The 16,129-nt window shown below is 64.0% G+C and carries 14 protein-coding genes and 4 tRNA genes; 14 read left to right on the top strand and 4 right to left on the bottom strand.

Translation table 11 applies throughout. From position 1 onward, the window contains the following. Position 1: 1 nt before the first annotated feature. The 4 genes from ppk2 to hemA form a co-directional block, all read right to left on the bottom strand. Positions 2-775, bottom strand: coding sequence for a polyphosphate kinase 2 (ppk2, locus tag BM338_RS00090; RefSeq protein ID WP_090448762.1), 774 nt, complete (start codon positions 773-775; stop codon positions 2-4). Between the two features lie 18 nt (positions 776-793). Next, complete coding sequence (locus tag BM338_RS00085) at positions 794-2,896, bottom strand: O-linked N-acetylglucosamine transferase, SPINDLY family protein (protein ID WP_090448761.1); 2,103 nt, start codon at positions 2,894-2,896, stop codon at positions 794-796. Between the two features lie 345 nt (positions 2,897-3,241). Next, a complete protein-coding gene (prfA, locus tag BM338_RS00080; protein ID WP_090450020.1) occupies positions 3,242-4,318 on the bottom strand; it encodes a peptide chain release factor 1 in 1,077 nt (358 codons plus the stop codon). Between the two features lie 83 nt (positions 4,319-4,401). Further along, the gene (gene hemA / locus BM338_RS00075; protein ID WP_090448760.1) at positions 4,402-5,676 is read right to left on the bottom strand and encodes a glutamyl-tRNA reductase; all 1,275 of its coding nucleotides are present in this window, start codon (positions 5,674-5,676) and stop codon (positions 4,402-4,404) included. Between the two features lie 109 nt (positions 5,677-5,785). Between hemA and BM338_RS00070 the strand changes: the two genes are divergently transcribed. The 14 genes from BM338_RS00070 to tuf all read left to right on the top strand — a co-directional run bounded on the left by BM338_RS00070 (position 5,786) and on the right by tuf (position 16,129). Next, positions 5,786-7,528 carry a tetratricopeptide repeat protein gene (locus tag BM338_RS00070; protein WP_090448759.1) on the top strand — a complete coding sequence of 581 codons (1,743 nt, stop codon included), beginning with the start codon at positions 5,786-5,788 and terminating at the stop codon, positions 7,526-7,528. Continuing rightward, positions 7,525-8,148: a lipoprotein insertase outer membrane protein LolB gene (lolB, locus tag BM338_RS00065; RefSeq protein ID WP_090448758.1), complete on the top strand. Its 624-nt coding sequence runs from the start codon at positions 7,525-7,527 to the stop codon at positions 8,146-8,148. The genes BM338_RS00070 and lolB overlap by 4 nt, the downstream gene beginning before the upstream one ends. Positions 8,149-8,217: 69 nt before the next feature. Further along, the gene (gene ispE / locus BM338_RS00060; RefSeq protein ID WP_090448757.1) at positions 8,218-9,615 is read left to right on the top strand and encodes a 4-(cytidine 5'-diphospho)-2-C-methyl-D-erythritol kinase; all 1,398 of its coding nucleotides are present in this window, start codon (positions 8,218-8,220) and stop codon (positions 9,613-9,615) included. A 47-nt stretch (positions 9,616-9,662) separates the two neighbouring features. Next, positions 9,663-9,739 (top strand) — tRNA-Gln (locus BM338_RS00055). Between the two features lie 26 nt (positions 9,740-9,765). Beyond that, positions 9,766-10,728, top strand: a complete 963-nt coding sequence (locus BM338_RS00050) for a ribose-phosphate diphosphokinase (protein ID WP_177229182.1) — start codon at positions 9,766-9,768, stop codon at positions 10,726-10,728. 89 nt (positions 10,729-10,817) lie between these two features. After that, positions 10,818-11,474, top strand: a complete 657-nt coding sequence (locus BM338_RS00045; RefSeq protein WP_090448756.1) for a 50S ribosomal protein L25/general stress protein Ctc — start codon at positions 10,818-10,820, stop codon at positions 11,472-11,474. 60 nt (positions 11,475-11,534) lie between these two features. After that, complete coding sequence (gene pth, locus BM338_RS00040; protein WP_090448755.1) at positions 11,535-12,116, top strand: aminoacyl-tRNA hydrolase; 582 nt, start codon at positions 11,535-11,537, stop codon at positions 12,114-12,116. Positions 12,117-12,260: 144 nt separating this feature from the next. Then, positions 12,261-13,352, top strand: coding sequence for a redox-regulated ATPase YchF (gene ychF, locus BM338_RS00035; protein ID WP_090448754.1), 1,092 nt, complete (start codon positions 12,261-12,263; stop codon positions 13,350-13,352). 101 nt (positions 13,353-13,453) lie between these two features. Then, entirely contained in the window at positions 13,454-13,960 is a 507-nt protein-coding gene (locus tag BM338_RS00030) for a GNAT family N-acetyltransferase (RefSeq protein ID WP_090448753.1), read from the top strand. A gap of 39 nt (positions 13,961-13,999) precedes the next feature. After that, on the top strand, positions 14,000-14,488 hold the full coding sequence (locus BM338_RS00025) for an acyl-CoA thioesterase (RefSeq protein WP_090448752.1): 489 nt from the start codon (positions 14,000-14,002) through the stop codon (positions 14,486-14,488). A gap of 104 nt (positions 14,489-14,592) precedes the next feature. After that, a tRNA-Tyr gene (locus BM338_RS00020) sits at positions 14,593-14,678 on the top strand. 17 nt (positions 14,679-14,695) lie between these two features. Beyond that, positions 14,696-14,769, top strand: a tRNA-Gly gene (locus BM338_RS00015). 25 nt (positions 14,770-14,794) lie between these two features. Further along, a tRNA-Thr gene (locus BM338_RS00010) sits at positions 14,795-14,870 on the top strand. Positions 14,871-14,938: 68 nt separating this feature from the next. Continuing rightward, on the top strand, positions 14,939-16,129 hold the full coding sequence (gene tuf, locus BM338_RS00005; protein WP_090448751.1) for an elongation factor Tu: 1,191 nt from the start codon (positions 14,939-14,941) through the stop codon (positions 16,127-16,129).

The raw sequence follows: 16,129 nt of genomic DNA, 5'->3' as shown, positions 1-16,129 counted from the left end.
CCTAATAAGTGTTGGGCACCCACAGCGCTTTGTCCGTCACTTTTTCGTGCTTGGGCTTACCCTTGAGCGGTGCCAGTTTCACTTTGGGCACGGTTTCGTCATGGCGCGGGATCTGTTCGAGCAGATGTCGGATCAGATTGATGCGGCCGCGCTTCTGATCGTTGAAGTCCGCCACGAACCAGGGGGCGCCGGGTTGGTGCGTGCGCTCGATCATGACGTCGCGCAGGCGTCCGATCTCGGCGTATTTGCCGCGAGAAGCGAGATCGACCGGAGAGAGTTTCCAGCGTTTGAGCGGATCCTTGGCGCGCGAAGCGAAGCGCTGCTCTTGTTCTTCCTGATCCACCGCCAGCCAGTACTTCACCAGGATGATGCCGTCGTCGGTGAGCATCTTTTCGAAGGTCGGCACGGTCTGCATGAAGGCTTCGTACTGATCCTTGGTGCAGAAACCCATGGCCGGTTCCACCACGGCGCGGTTGTACCAGCTGCGATCGAACAGTACGAATTCGCCGGCGGTGGGCAGGTATTCGATGTAGCGCTGGAAGTACCACTCGGTGGCTTCGCGCTCATCCGGCTTGGACAGCGCGGCGATGCGGTAGCCGCGCGTATCCATCGACTCGGTGATGGCCTTGATGGTGCCGCCCTTGCCGGCGGCATCGCGGCCTTCGAAGATCACCACCAGCCGTTTGCCGCTGCGTTTGAGCCAGCGATGCAGGCCGGCCAACTCGATCTGCAGCTCTTCCATGGTCTCGCGATAGCGCTTGTCGTTCTTGGCCATGACGACTCCCGTTGTTGGTTATAGATCCAGGTCGATGGGCGGACGCCCGATGCGGTAGCGCGAACCCATCGCTTGCACAGCGCGGCGGAAATCCGCGGCGAAGGCTTGCATGTCGAACAATGGCAGCTGCGTGCGTCGTTGGGCGAGGTGCTGGCGCAGTGTCGTCAGTGCTTCGCGATCGTTGCCAAGATGGGTAGCCATGGCGATGAAGGATTCCTCATCTTCGGTGACCAGCTCCGGCAGGTGAGCGTGAAACAGCAGGCTCGCGCATTGCCGCCCCGCGAGCGTCTGGCCGACCCAGGTCAGCACCGGGCAGCCGGCCCACAAGGCATCGACCGCAGTGGACTGCGCATTGCAGGGCAGGCTGTCGAGAAACAGGTCGGCATGGGTCAGGCGTGCCAGATGTTCGGCATGCGGCAAGCGTGGCAGGAACACCAGGCGTTGCGGGTTGATGTCCAGCGCGGTTGCGGCGGCGCGCAACCGGTCGTCGGCGCCATTCGGGCCGCTGAGCAGCCACAACACGCTGCCTGGTACTTGCTGCAGGATCAACATGAAGCGCGCAAACGCGGCTGGATTGAGTTTGTGGCTGCCGTTGAAGCTGGCGAACACGACGCCTTCTGCGGGCAGTCCGCAGGCTTCGCGGGATGGTGGTTCGCCGATGGTGCGAGTGTTGTCGGCCGGCAGTGCGCAACGTGGCAGGCGCACTATTTTTTCGCTGAAGGCGTCGCGCAAGGTGGCGGGCAGGGCGACGGCGTCTGTCAGCAGGTAGTCCGTCCACGACGCGCCGGACGTAGCGGGATAGGCCAGCCAGTTCACTTGCACCGGCGCCGGGCGGAACTCGAACAGGTCGCTGTTGGCGCCACCGCCATAGCTCCGCAGATCGAACAGGATCTCGATGCCGGCCTGGTGGATGTGTCGCGCGAGCGCGGGCGGGCTGAGGTGGGCGACATCGTGCACGGTGGTGGTCGCGTCGAGGCGGCGGCGGATAGGGTCGCCTTCGTTCGGTGCCGTGCTGAACAGATGGACGTCTAAAAGGTTGTCGCTCAGTTGCTCCAGTAGTGCCACGGTGAGCTGACCGATAGGGCGTTCGCCAAAGCCGTTGGAGACAAAGCCGACGCGCATCAGTGCATCGGCCTTGGGCAGGTGATGCGTGAGGGAAAGCTCCTTGCGCAAGGGTGCGGCGTGCTGCTCGATGCCGGCCGCGAAGGTGCTGGCGCAGCGGCGCTGTTCGGTAGCGCTGGCGTCTTCAGCGAGAAAGGCGAACGGTGTGATGCCTTCGCGTCCATCGGCGACGGCGCGGTGCAGTTGCGCGCAAAGCTCATCCAGTCCGGGCCAGTCGCATAGACGCCGCTTGGCGAACACCAGCATGCCCAGTGCGGCACCGGAGGCGGCGTCGAGTCGCAGTGCACGTTCGAAGGCGGCGGCGGCCTGTGGGAGGTCGCCGGCGTCGTCCAGCACCAGGCCGGCATGGAATGGATAGTGCGGATGCTCGGGCGCCAGCTTTTCCGCCTGCAGCCAGGCGTCGGCGGCTTCGCGCAAACGGCCTTGCGCCTGCAGTACGCGGGCGCGCAGGGCGTAGGCGCTGTCGAACTTCGGAACCAATTGCAGAGCTTCGTCGATGTGCTGGCTGGCCTGTTCGAGATTGCCGAGTTCCAACTCCGCGGCGGCCAGGTTTAGGCGCAGGCCGGCATGCTGAGGTGCGCCGTGGGTCGCCATGGCGTAGGACTCGCGCGCCTGGACGTAGCGTGCGGCCGCCATCAGTGCATTGCCCAGCATTAGCAGGATGGCCGCGTGCCCGGGGTGCAGTCGCAGCGCGGAGCGCAGGCGTTCGATGGCGCCATCGGCGTCGCCCTCGCTCAATTGCAGGCTGGCCAGATTGCATTGCACTTCGACGCTATCGGGAGCGAGATGGTCGGCTTGCAGCAGCGCTTCGCGTGCATCCTCGTGGCGAGTCAGCTGAAGCAGAGCCAGGCCGTGCAGACGGGCGATCTCCGCGTCCTGTGGAAAATCGGCGCGGGCGCGCAGCGCCAGCTGGTCAGCCTCAAGCGCCTCGCCGTGCTCTAGCAGGCGGGCCAGTTGGTGCTGATAGGCGAGGAGTTCGGATCGGTGTGACGGCTTCATCCGCGCACGCTAACCCAGCAGGCCGCCACTGCCAATTGCGGACTGCGTTGGGGACCCTCTGACCTATTCCACGCAGGCGGCATGATCTCCCGAAGACGCGCTGCGGCCACCGCGTGGCGAAGCGCCTGACTGGCCGTCAGGTCGAGCCGCGCGGTGGCCGCAGCGCGTCTTCGGGAGATCACCCATTCATATAAAAACAAAAGGTTGGGCCGTTGTTGTTTGCGCGCAGCTCGCCGCCGCGCTGTCTCGACAGACATCCAGTCTGCCTTCGCCAGCGCAACGGCCATCTGCGCGCAAACAACAACGGTGACGCCTGCGTGGAATAGGTCAGAGGGTCCCTGGCTCTCAACCCGCGAGGGATTTGAGCTCGTCGGCCTGATGCTCGCGGATGAGCACGCCGATCAATTCGTCCAGATCGCCCTGCATGATCTCCGGCAGGCGGTACAGGTCGAGCCCGATCCGGTGGTCGGTGACCAGGTTGTCCTTGTAGCGATAGGTGCGGATGCGTTGGCTGCGGCCGCCGCTGCCCACTTGCAGCCGGCGCGACTCTGCCTGTTCGGCAGTCTGCTTGGATTGCGCCTCGTCGAGCAGGCGGGCTTTCAGCAGACTCATGGCGCGGGAGCGGTTCTTGTGCTGGCTGCGTTCGTCCTGGCATTCCACCACGATGCCAGAGGGCAGGTGGGTGATGCGGATCGCCGAGTCGGTCTTGTTGACGTGCTGGCCGCCGGCGCCCGACGCGCGGAAGGTGTCGACCTTCAGATCGGATGCGGCGATATCGATGTCCTCGATGTCGTCCAGTTCGGGCAGTACGGCCACGGTGGCGGTCGATGTGTGTACACGGCCCTGTGATTCGGTGGCGGGTACCCGCTTGACGCAATGCACGCCGGATTCGAACTTCAGCCGGGAGAACGCTCCCTTGCCCTCGATGCGCGCCACGACTTCCTTGTAGCCGCCGTGCTCGCCCTGGTTTTCGCTGAGGATCTCGACGTGCCAGCGCTGGCGCTCGGCGTAGCGCACGTACATGCGAAACACGTCGCCGGCGAAGATCGCCGCTTCGTCGCCGCCGGTACCGGCGCGGACTTCGAGGAACAGATTGGCCTCGTCGCGCGGGTCCTTGGGCAGCAGCAGGATCTGCAGCTCGTCATCCAGCTGAGTCAGCCGGGCCTCCAGGCGCTGGATGTCGTCTGCCGCGAGTTCGCGCATGTCCGGGTCGGACAGCATCGCGCGCGACTCGTCCAGCTCGCGTTCGGCCTGATCGTGTTCGCGTAGCGATGCGGTGATCGGTTCGAGCTGGGCGTATTCGCGGGAGAGGTCTCGGAAACGCGCGCCATCGGCGAGCACATCAGGTTGGGCGAGCAGCAGGCCGATTTCTTCGTGACGCTCGGCCAGGGCTTCGAGTTTGCGGCGGATCGACGGGGTCAATGAGGATGGGGTCATGGGACGGATCAGGATGGCGGATAGGGCGGCGGCGCGCGCGGCGCCGGGCGAGACTTCGATGAGCGTCGCTAAGCCCCGGTATCCGTGTCCTTCTCGTCCAGCCCGTAGAGGCGTCCCGCCGCGTGCAGCAGATCCATGTCACCGCTCAGCGCGGCTTCGCGCAGGCGGGCACTGGGATGGTGCAGCAGCTTGTTGGTAAGTGTGTTGGCGAGGAAGGCCAGCGCTTCGTCCGGCGTTTTGCCGCGGGCGAGCATGGCGCGCGCCTTGTCCAGCACTTCGTCGCGGTAAGTCTCGGCGTGCTGGCGCATGTCCACTGCCGGGTTACGCACGGTGAGTGCTCGGCGCCAGGCCATATAGCGTTCGACCTGCAGGTCGATGATGGCGTCGGCCTCGCGGGCGGCGGCTTCGCGCGAGCGGCGGTTCTTATCGATCACCTGGCGCAGGTCATCGATGCCATAGAGGAACACGTCGTCGAGGTCGCCCACGGCGGCTTCGATATCGCGCGGCACCGCGATATCGACCATGAACATTGGTTTGCGCCGGCGTGCGCCGATGGCTTTCTCCACCATCGATCGCGTCACCACGGGCTGACGCGCGGCGGTGGAGGAAATCACGATGTCGGCTTCCGCGAGATGTTGCGGCAGATCGTGTAGGGAGATGGCGTAGCCGCCGTGACGGCTGGCTAGTTCCTGCGCGTTCTCCATGGTGCGGTTGGCCACGATCAGCCGGCGCACTCGCTTATCGGCGAGATGGCGCGCAGCGAGTTCGATGGTGTCGCCGGCACCGATCAGCAGCACGCAAGCCTGTTTCAGATCGGTGAATACCTGTTCGGCGAGCCGCACCGCAGTAAAGGCGACCGACACAGTATGTGCGCCGATGCGGGTGTCGGTGCGTACGCGCTTGGCCACAGCGAAGGTGTGTTGCAGCAGCCGGTCCATCGGCGCGCGCAATGACTGCGCGTCGCGCGCCAGCTGATACGCATCTTTTACCTGGCCGAGGATCTGCGGTTCGCCCAGCACCATCGAATCCAGCCCGGTGGCCACACGGAACATGTGACGCACGGCTTCGTCTTCGTCGTGGCGATAGAGGAACTCGTCCAGCTTGCCTGGGGTCAGCTGATGATGACGGCTCAACCATGCCTGCGGCACCGCTTCGGCACCGGCTGCGACACTCACGTACAACTCGGTGCGATTGCAGGTGGAGAGGATCATCGCCTCTTCCACGCCGGGCTCCAGGCTCAGCTCATGCAGCGCGGCGCCAGCGGCATCCGTATCGAATGCCACTTGCTCGCGCAACTGGACCGGCGCAGTGAGGTGATTGAGCCCTAGGGCGATCAGCGGCATGGTGTGAGAAGAGTCAGGGCGGCGGGCATCCGGCGGCGTAAACTAGGCCGGCGCACCGACCGTTCCATAAGGTGACGACGCTGTAACAGACGGATGAACGGAGAATAGTGTGCTGAGCAGGTGGGCCAAGTTCAAGCAACTGCGGCATTTTGCGGCGAGCGGACTACTGATTTTGACGGTAACAGGCTGCGCCACGGCGCCCGGCCAGCATCCCGTCCGCCAGGCGGGGGCTGCCAATCAGCCGCTAGACCACCTGGTGGTGGCCACGCCGGACGCTGAGCACGACCTGATGGCTCAGTTGCTGGCCGGCGAGATGGCGCTGACGCGCACCGATCTCAAGACGGCCTCGGCCGCCTACGGCAAGGCGATGGTGTTGAGCAACGACCCGCGGGTGGCCGAGCAGGCGACCGGTATGGCCATCGCGGTGCATGACAACGCACTGGCTGAGCAGGCCATCGCACGCTGGCAGACGCTGGGTGCCAAGCCGTCCTCGCTGGCGATGGCTCGTGCGCAATTGGCGCTGGATCGGGGCGATACGGACGAGGCCAGGCACCAGCTCGAGCTGCTCACTGGCAGTGGCGACCCGGATGCATGGCGTTTGTTCGGGCGCGCTTTGCTGGGCAGTCGCGATCCGGCCCAAGCGGCGCATCTGCTTGAGGCACTGGCCACACCGCAACGGCTGCCCGCCGACGCGCAGGCCTGGCTGGCGATGAGCGAGCTGGGCGACAAGCTCGGCCGCCACGAGTATGCGCAGCAGATCGCCGACGCGGCGATCAAGCGCTTCAACAGTGCCGAGACCTATGCCTGGGCCGGGCGCCTGAAATTCAGCCAGGGCGATCGTGCCGGTGCGCAGGTGCTGTTCCAGAAGGCCCTTGCCCGCGCGCCCAAGAACCTCGGCCTGCGGCTGGCCTATGCCACCTTGCTCGGGCAGGGTGGCGACTATGCCGGCGCATCCAGGTTGCTCGACAGCGGCCCGCAGAATGCCGATACCTTCAGCCTGCGCGCGGCCCTGGCGGCCCGCGCCAACGACACCAAGGCGCTGACCCGCCTCTACGCCCAGCTGCAGCGTTCGCCGGAACAGATGCGGGACGGCAGCGCTTTCCTGCTCGGCCAGCTCGCCGAGATGCTCGACCGTAGCGAGGAAGCGCTGGATTGGTACAGCCAGGTGCCCGATGACGACGAGCATGCCTTCGACGCCGACCTGCGCAGCGCCGTGCTGCTGCACAAGCAGGGCAAGGCGACCGAGGCGCATGAGCAGCTGTCGCAGATGCAGACCGACTACCTCGATCAGCCGGCCCAATTGCGCCGCGCCTATGAGGTGGACGCAGGGCTGTATATGCAGGATCAGAAGTATGCGCAGGCGGAAGCGTCATTCAGTCGGGCGCTGCAAGTGGTGCCGGACGATCCCGAGCTGCTCTATGGGCGCGGGCTGGCCTATGCGGAGGCCGGGCAGACCGATCAGGCCGTCGCCGACTTCCGCCGGCTGCTGCAGCTCAAGCCGGACGACGTCGATGCCAGCAACGCCTTGGGTTACACCCTGGCCGATGCCAATCGCGACCTGTCGGAAGCCGAGAAACTGATCCAGACCGCACGTGCCGCCAAGCCGGACGATCCGGCGATCGCCGACTCCTGGGGCTGGCTGCAATACCGGCTAGGGCATCTGGATCAGGCCGAGCAGTCCCTGCGTAGCGCCTGGCAGACGCGTAAGGACGCTGACGTTGGCATTCATCTGGGTGAGGTGTTGTGGAAGCAGGGGCGGCAGGAGGATGCGCGGCGCGTGTTCGACGAAGTGCGCCGCATCGATCCGCAAAGCCATAACCTGCACACCACGCTCAAGCGCCTCAATCCATGACCCACACGTCCCAGAAGCGCGGCCTCCGATACCTCGGAGCCGCCTTGCCGCTGCTGCTCGCCGCCTGTGTACCGACGCCGGCCATCCGTATGAAGGGCGACGCCGCTTTGCTTGGCGAGCAGGAAGCACGCGAACGGGCGCTTGCTAGTGCCGATCATTGGAGCCTGCAGGGCAAGCTCGGCGTGTCCGATGGCAAGGACGGTGGCAGCGGCACGCTCAACTGGACCCAGAATGGCGAACGCTATGAATTCACCCTGCGCTCGCCGGTGATCGGCAAGAGCTTCCGCCTTAGCGGCGGGCCGGATGGGGCGCTGCTGGAAGGGTTGGACGGCGGTCCGCTGCGCGGACCGGATGCCGAATCGCTGATGCACAAGGCGCTGGGCTGGGAAGTGCCGTTGCGCGATCTGCGCGCCTGGGTGCTGGGGCTCCGTGCCGACAGCGGCCCGGCGGAACTCAATTTCGGGGTGAATCGCTTGCCCTCCCTGTTGCAGCAGGATGGTTGGGATGTGGACTACCGCGAGTGGGATGCGGGTCGCCAGCCACCTATGCCGACCAAGGTGTTTGCTGAGAAGCCGCCCTACAAGGTTCGGCTGTCGATCGAATCCTGGACCTTCAACTGAACCCTGTCGCGGGGCGCATGGGTTAGGCTTTGCGCCCCTTGCGGACGCTGGCCGCACAACGGAATCGTCATGACGTATCACATCGAGCGCGCGGTGCCTGCTCAGGTCGAGGCTTTGTGCGCCATTGAGCGTGCCGCCATGGAATTGTTCCGCGGCCATCGCGCCTGGCCGTTCTATGTGCATGTATCGATGCCGCCAGAGCTGCTGCTGCAGGCGATCGAGCGCGGCATGGTCTGGGTGGCGCTCAGCGACGCCGATGCCGAACCGGTGGGCTTTATCTGGCTGGATACGGAAGAGGGCGGCAGCAGCATTGGCGTGGCCGAGATCGATGTGCTGCCCGACTGGGGGCGGCGTGGCATCGGCGCGGATCTGCTCGAGCATGCCTGCGCCTGGGCGCGCGCGGCGGGCTATCGGCGGGTGGATCTGGGCACGTTGGCGGATGTGCCTTGGAACGGCCCGTTCTATACCCGGCATGGCTTTGTCGAGGTCGACAAAAACGATCCGGTCTTTGCCTTCGCCCGAGAGCGGGATCAGGAGAATGGTTTTCCGGACGACTTGCGGGTCTTCATGAGCCGCCCCCTGGCGCCTCCCGCAGCGGATGATTGGACGGTATGGCCGGCTCCAGCCAAGTTGAATCTGTTCCTGCGGATTACCGGGCGCCGTCCGGACGGTTATCACGAGCTGCAGACTGTGTTCCGCCTGCTCGATTGGGGTGATGAGGTTCGTTTGCGGCCGCGTCGGGACGGACAGATCAGGCGCCTGACCGATGTGCCAGGAGTGCCGGAAGAAAGCGATCTGATGGTCAGCGCAGCGCAGCTGCTGCAGCCTCACGCCACCAATGGTGCCGGAGTGGATATCGAGCTGGAGAAGCGCATCCCGATGGGCGGCGGCCTGGGTGGCGGCAGTTCGGATGCGGCCACCGTGCTGGTGGCGCTGAACCAGCTCTGGGCTACCGGATTGGACGAGGATGCCCTGGCCGAACTGGGGCGGCAGCTCGGTGCCGACGTACCGGTATTCGTGCGCGGGCGCTCGGCCTGGGCCGAGGGTGTGGGCGAGAAGTTGGAACCCATTTCGCTTCCCAGGCGTTGGTACGCGGTGCTTGATCCCCACGAACACGTGCCCACCGCAGCGCTTTTTCAAGCATCTGAATTGACACGAAATGCTCCGCCAGCCACAATTTCATCCTTTGTTTCGGGCGAAACGGCTGGAAACGCGTTCGAGCCGGTTGTGCGTGCGCGTCACCCGCGGGTGGCGGCAGCGCAGGACTGGCTCCGCGATTACGGCAGCGGACGAGTCTCCGGCAGCGGTGGCTGCGTGTTCCTGGAGACCAAGTCGCAGGAACGGGCAGAGCTCGTGGTCGGGCAATGTCCGCCGGCATTCACGGCCCGAGTGGCCATGGGTGTGAATGTTTCGCCCTTGCAGCAGACTTTGGCGCGTCATCGCGGCGGCGCACGGGTCGAGAGGTAAGGCAGTCGGGTGCCAGTGCCCGGGTGCGTAGCGGGAAAAAGTAATACTGGGGCGTCGCCAAGCTGGTTAAGGCACGGGATTTTGATTCCCGCATGCGCAGGTTCGAATCCTGCCGCCCCAGCCATTCCATATGGCTAAAGGTTCATAACAATGACCGTTGATACCTCCAGCCCGATGCTCTTTACCGGCAATGCGCATCGTGCTCTCGCCGAGGACGTGGCCCAGCGATTGGGCGTGCCGCTCGGCAAGGCGCTGGTTGGTCGCTTCAGCGACGGCGAGACGCAGATCGAGATCGAGGAAAACGTCCGCCGCCAGGAGGTGTTCGTGCTGCAGCCCACGGGCGCGCCGAGCGCGGAAAATCTGTTCGAGCTGCTGACCCTGGTGGACGCGCTCAAGCGCGCTTCGGCGGCCAGCGTGACTGCAGTGATGCCGTATTTCGGCTATGCCCGCCAGGATCGTCGCCCGCGTTCGGCGCGCGTGCCGATCACGGCGAAGATGGTGGCCAAGATGATCGGCACCGTCGGTGTGGATCGGGTGCTCACGGTGGATCTGCACGCGGACCAGATCCAGGGCTTTTTTGATATTCCGGTGGACAACGTCTATGCCTCGCCGCTGTTGCTGGCGGACATCTGGCGCAACCACTCGATGGACAACCTGATCGTGGTGAGTCCGGACGTTGGCGGTGTGGTGCGCGCCCGCGCACTGGCCAAGCGGCTGGACGATGCGGATTTGGCGATCATCGACAAGCGTCGCCCGAAGGCCAATGTGGCCACGGTGATGAATATCATTGGTGACGTCGACGGCAAGACTTGCGTGCTGGTCGACGACATCGTCGATACCGCTGGCACGCTTTGCGCGGCAGCTGCGGCTTTGAAGGAGCGCGGTGCTCGCAAGGTGGTGGCGTACTGCGTGCATCCGGTGTTGTCGGGTGCTGCGATCAGCAATATCGAAGGCTCCCAGCTCGATCAGCTGGTGGTCACCAATACCTTGCCGCTGCGCCCGGAAGCCCAGGCCTGCGCCAAGATCCGTCAGCTCTCGGTCGCCGAGCTGTTGGCGGAAACGATCCGCCGCATTGCATTCGGCGAATCGGTCAGCTCGCTCTATATCGATTAAGGGCTAACGCTCATCTTGGCTCTCCTGGTCGCGGGGGAGTCACCTAAACCGCCGCGAGGCGGATCACTACTGAAGTAGGTAATGCCAACATGGCCCAGACTCATGAAATCAAGGCTCAGAGCCGTACGGACGAGGGGAAAGGTGCGAGCCGCCGCCTGCGTCACGCGGACTTCGTGCCTGCCGTCGTTTACGGTGCCGGCCAAGCGCCGCAGAGCATCCAGATCGAGCACAACACCATCCTGCTCGCTGCCAAGCACGAGTGGTTCTTCTCGTCGATCCTCGACCTGAACGTCGACGGCAAGGTGCAGAAGGTGCTGGTGCGCGACTGGCAGAAACATCCGTTCAAGCAGCAGATGCTGCACATGGACTTCCTGCGCATCAACGAGAACGAAGCAGTTCGCGTGAATGTGCCGCTGCACTTCCTCAATCAGGAAAAATCCCCCGCCGGCAAGACCTCGGGCGTGGTGATCTCGCATAACCTGACCGAAGTGGAAGTCTCCTGCCTGCCGAAGAACCTGCCGGAATTCCTGGAAGTCGACTTGTCCGACCTGAATCCGGGCGAGATCGTCCATCTGTCGCAGATCAAGCTGCCGGCCGGTGTGGAAATCCTGGCGCTGCACCTGGGCGCGGACCACGACATCGCTGTCGTCACCGCCAACACGGTGAAGGAAGAGGCCGAGGCCGCCCCGGCCGCTGAAGGCGAGGCTGCTCCGGCCGCCGACGCCAGCAAGGACGCCAAGAAGTAAGTCGCATGACGGCTCGCGTGCCCTGGGTGCGCGAGTTGTCGATGTGCTTGCTTGCCTAGCATGGCGGGTTTACGCCTCATTGTCGGGCTGGGTAATCCCGGTGCCGAATATCTCAGAACCCGGCACAACGCCGGGTTCTGGTTTGTTGACGCCCTCGCAGCAGGGCTGGGCGAGCGCTGGGGCTTCGACGGGAAGCTGCACGGCGAGACCTGCAAGGTCCGTATCGGCGGCGAGTCGGTATGGTTGCTCAAGCCTGCCACCTTCATGAACAAGAGCGGCATCGCTGTGGTTTCGGCGCTGCGCTACTACAAGATCGAGCCGGACGAGTGCCTGGTGGCGCATGACGAGTTGGATCTGGACGCCGGTACGGTGCGCCTGAAGTTCGATGGCGGCCATGGTGGTCAGAACGGCCTGCGCGACATCGTGGCGCATCTGGGTCATGCCAAGTTCCACCGCCTGCGCGTCGGCATCGGCCACCCCGGTCACAAGGACAGGGTTACGCCATGGGTGCTGGGCCGTCCTTCCGCCAAGGACGAGGACGCCATCGTCGACGGTATCGGTCGCGCGCTAGATGTGTTGCCGTTGGCTGTGGACGGGCAATTCGACAAGGCTATGCAACAGCTGCATACACCGGCGGCGTGAAGTCGCTTGCGGTGCTTGCTGTAAGGTTGCGTTTTCGCTGATGCGAAGCGCAAAGAGGAAACGCAGTGCGCCTGCTTTTGCTCTTTACGCTTTACCCCTTTTCAGGCGGCGACATCGCCGGCTCAACTCTTTACGGATCACTCCATGGGCATCAAATGCGGCATCGTCGGCTTGCCTAACGTCGGCAAGTCCACTCTGTTCAATGCGCTGACCAAGGCGGGCATTGCTGCCGCCAACTTCCCGTTCTGCACCATCGAGCCGAACGTGGGTGTGGTGCCGGTGCCGGATCCTCGTCTGCAGGCGCTGTCGGGCATCGTCAATCCTCAGAAGGTGGTGCCGACGGCGGTGGAATTTGTCGATATCGCGGGTCTGGTGGCGGGCGCGTCGAAAGGCGAAGGCCTCGGCAACAAATTCCTTGCGCATATCCGTGAAGTGGATGCGATTGCCCACGTGGTGCGTTGCTTCGAGCACAGCGACATCGTGCATGTGGCAGGCAAGGTGGATCCGATCGCCGACATCGAAACCATCGACACCGAGCTGGCGCTGGCTGATCTTGATTCGGTGGAGAGGGCGCTGAATCGCGCCGAGCGTGCCGCCAAGGCTAACGACAAGGAAGCGCAGGCCAAGAAGCCGGTGCTGCAGAAGCTGGCCGCCGGTCTCAACGAAGGCAAGTCGGCACGCAGCCTGGGTCTGGACGAAGAGGAAAAGGCGCTGGTGCGCGACCTGTTCCTGCTCACGCTCAAGCCGCTGATGTACATCGCCAACGTGCGAGAGGACGGTTTCGAGAACAATCCGCATCTCGACGTGGTGCGCCAGCGTGCGCTCACCGAGGGTGCGGAAGTGGTGCCGGTCTGCGCGGCGATCGAAGAAGAGCTTTCGCAGCTCGAGGATGCCGACCGTGATGAGTTCCTCAAGGATCTTGGCCTCGAAGAGCCGGGCCTCAATCGCGTGATCCGCGCGGGTTACAAGCTGCTCGATCTGCAGACCTACTTCACTGCGGGCGTGAAGGAGGTGCGCGCCTGGACCGTCAAGCGTGGCTCCACCGCGCCACAGGCGGCAGGTGTGATTCACACCGACTTCGAGCGCGGTTTCATCCGTGCCGAAACGGTTGGCTATGACGACTTCATCCAGTACAAGGGCGAGGCGGGTGCGGCGGCTGCGGGCCGCCTGCGCAAGGAAGGCAAGGACTACATCGTCAAGGACGGTGACGTGCTGCACTTCCTGTTCAACGTCTGATCTTTCGGGTCAGCTTGCTCTCGAGAAGCCCCGCCTTGGCGGGGCTTCTCTTTTCTCCGACCATTGCCACACTGCGTCTGCTGAAGTGACGGAGATACCGCATGTTCCCATCGGCATTGCGCATGCGTCTTGGACGACCTGAGGATGCCCGGGCCATCGGTGCCCTGGTGCGACGGGTGGCAAGGCGCTGGGTGCTGCCGGATCAGTCGCCTGAGGCAGGCGCCGCTTTGTTGCTGCGTTTTAGTGCTAAAGGGATCAGGCAAAGGCTGCTTGAAGGGCAGCGCTTTCACCTCGCCTTTCTGGGCGAGGTGTTGGTGGGCGTGTCGGCCATGCGCGGCGACAGTCATCTGGTGCAGTTTTTTGTTGGCACCCGCTACCAGGGGCGGGGCATTGCACGAAGGCTATGGCAGCGAACCATGCAGGACGCGGTGCGTCGTGCTGACACTCGTCGCTTCACGCTCAACGCCTCTCGCTGCGCTGTACCGGTGTATCTGCGGCTGGGGTTTGTGCTGGCGGGGCCGGAAGGGCACTCCCCCAAGGGCATGGTGACCACGCCAATGGTGCTGGACTTGGATGCCGCACCGAGGCCGTCACGCAAGCGGGCATAATGACCCACCTTTTTGCAGGTTCAGCCCGCCGGAGTTCGCATGCCAGGCCAGCAACACGAAGTGAATTTCCGTTTCCTCGCCCAGCCCACCGATGTGAATTTCGGCGGCAAGGTGCATGGCGGCATGGCGATGAAGTGGATCGATCAGGCGGGGTACGCCTGTGCGGTGGCATGGAGCGGCGCGTACTGCGTGACGGCGTCAGTCAGCGGAATCCAGTTTGTCGCACCGATCCTTATCGGCGATCTGGTGACGGTGCGGGCGCGCCTGATCCATACCGGGCGCTCGAGCATGCATATGGCGGTGGATGTGCTGGCGCGTGATCTGCGCAAGGACGAGCACCGTCTGGCGACCAGTTGCGTGATGGTGTTCGTGGCGCTGGATAGTCCCGACGGCAAGCCGACACCGGTGCCGGCTTGGGAGCCGCGCGATGACAATGAGCGCCAGTTGCAGGCGCAGGCCCGGCGACTGATGGATCTCTCCAAGGAGATGGAGCAGCTGATCGATACGCGGGCTGTTGCTGACGAATGATTGTTGGCGCTGGCGAGGCAAAAATCATCGCCGTGGCATGCAAGTTTTCGGCGTTCAGGTGTTGACAGGCTGAGGCCTGATCCACACAATAGCCGTTCTTTGTTGGAGGGATACCCAAGCGGCCAACGGGGGCAGACTGTAAATCTGCTGGCTTACGCCTTCGGTGGTTCGAATCCACCTCCCTCCACCAGACGAGTTCCGCGTAGGGCGGGAGTAGTTCAATGGTAGAACCTCAGCCTTCCAAGCTGATGGTGCGGGTTCGATTCCCGTCTCCCGCTCCATTGATCTCGGTCTGGATGTTTTCGTGCTCATGTAGCTCAGTCGGTAGAGCACTTCCTTGGTAAGGAAGAGGTCGCTGGTTCGATTCCAGTCATGAGCACCATTTCGCTGGTCGCTGCGGTTATCGCATTCCACTTTTCTTGTTTTTGACTCCATCGGGGTTTAACGCGTATGGCAAAGGGTAAATTCGAGCGCACGAAGCCGCACGTCAACGTCGGCACGATCGGTCACGTGGACCACGGCAAGACGACGCTGACGGCCGCGCTGACGAAGGTGGGTGCAGAGCGTTTTGGTGGCGAGTTCAAGGCATATGACGCGATTGATGCGGCGCCGGAAGAGAAGGCCCGTGGCATCACGATCTCGACCGCGCACGTCGAATACGAATCGCCGAACCGCCACTACGCCCACGTGGACTGCCCGGGCCACGCCGACTACGTGAAGAACATGATCACGGGTGCGGCGCAGATGGACGGTGCGATCCTGGTGTGCTCGGCCGCTGACGGCCCGATGCCGCAGACCCGCGAACACATCCTGCTGTCGCGCCAGGTGGGCGTGCCGTACATCGTCGTGTTCCTGAACAAGGCCGACATGGTGGACGACGCCGAGCTGCTCGAGCTGGTTGAGATGGAAGTGCGCGAGCTGCTGTCGAAGTACGAGTTCCCGGGCGACGACACCCCGATCATCCACGGCTCGGCCCGTCTGGCGCTGGAAGGCGACCAGTCGGAGATTGGCGTGCCGGCGATCATCAAGCTGGTGGAAGCGCTGGACAGCTACATTCCGCAGCCGGAGCGTGCGATCGACAAGCCGTTCCTGATGCCGGTGGAAGACGTGTTCTCGATCTCGGGCCGCGGTACCGTGGTGACTGGTCGTATCGAGCGCGGCATCATCAAGGTCGGTGACGAAATCGAAGTGGTCGGTATCCGTCCGACCCAGAAGACCACCGTGACCGGCGTGGAAATGTTCCGCAAGCTGCTGGATCAGGGCCAGGCGGGCGACAACGCCGGTCTGCTGCTGCGCGGTCTGAAGCGTGACGACGTGGAGCGTGGCCAGGTGCTGGCCAAGCCGGGTTCGATCACCCCGCACACCGAGTTTGAAGGCGAGATCTACGTGCTGTCGAAGGACGAGGGTGGTCGTCACACGCCGTTCTTCAAGGGCTACCGTCCGCAGTTCTACTTCCGTACCACGGACGTGACGGGTGCCATCGAACTGCCTGAGGGCGTGGAGATGGTGATGCCGGGCGACAACATTAAGATCAAGGCAGTCCTGATCCACCCGATCGCGATGGACGAAGGTCTGCGCTTCGCGATCCGCGAGGGCGGTCGTACCGTCGGCGCCGGTGTGGTCTCCAAGGTCATCAAGTAA

The organism is Dyella sp. OK004 (assembly GCF_900114495.1).
Lineage (GTDB): Bacteria > Pseudomonadota > Gammaproteobacteria > Xanthomonadales > Rhodanobacteraceae > Dyella_D.
This window is presented reverse-complemented; position numbering and strand designations above follow the sequence as displayed.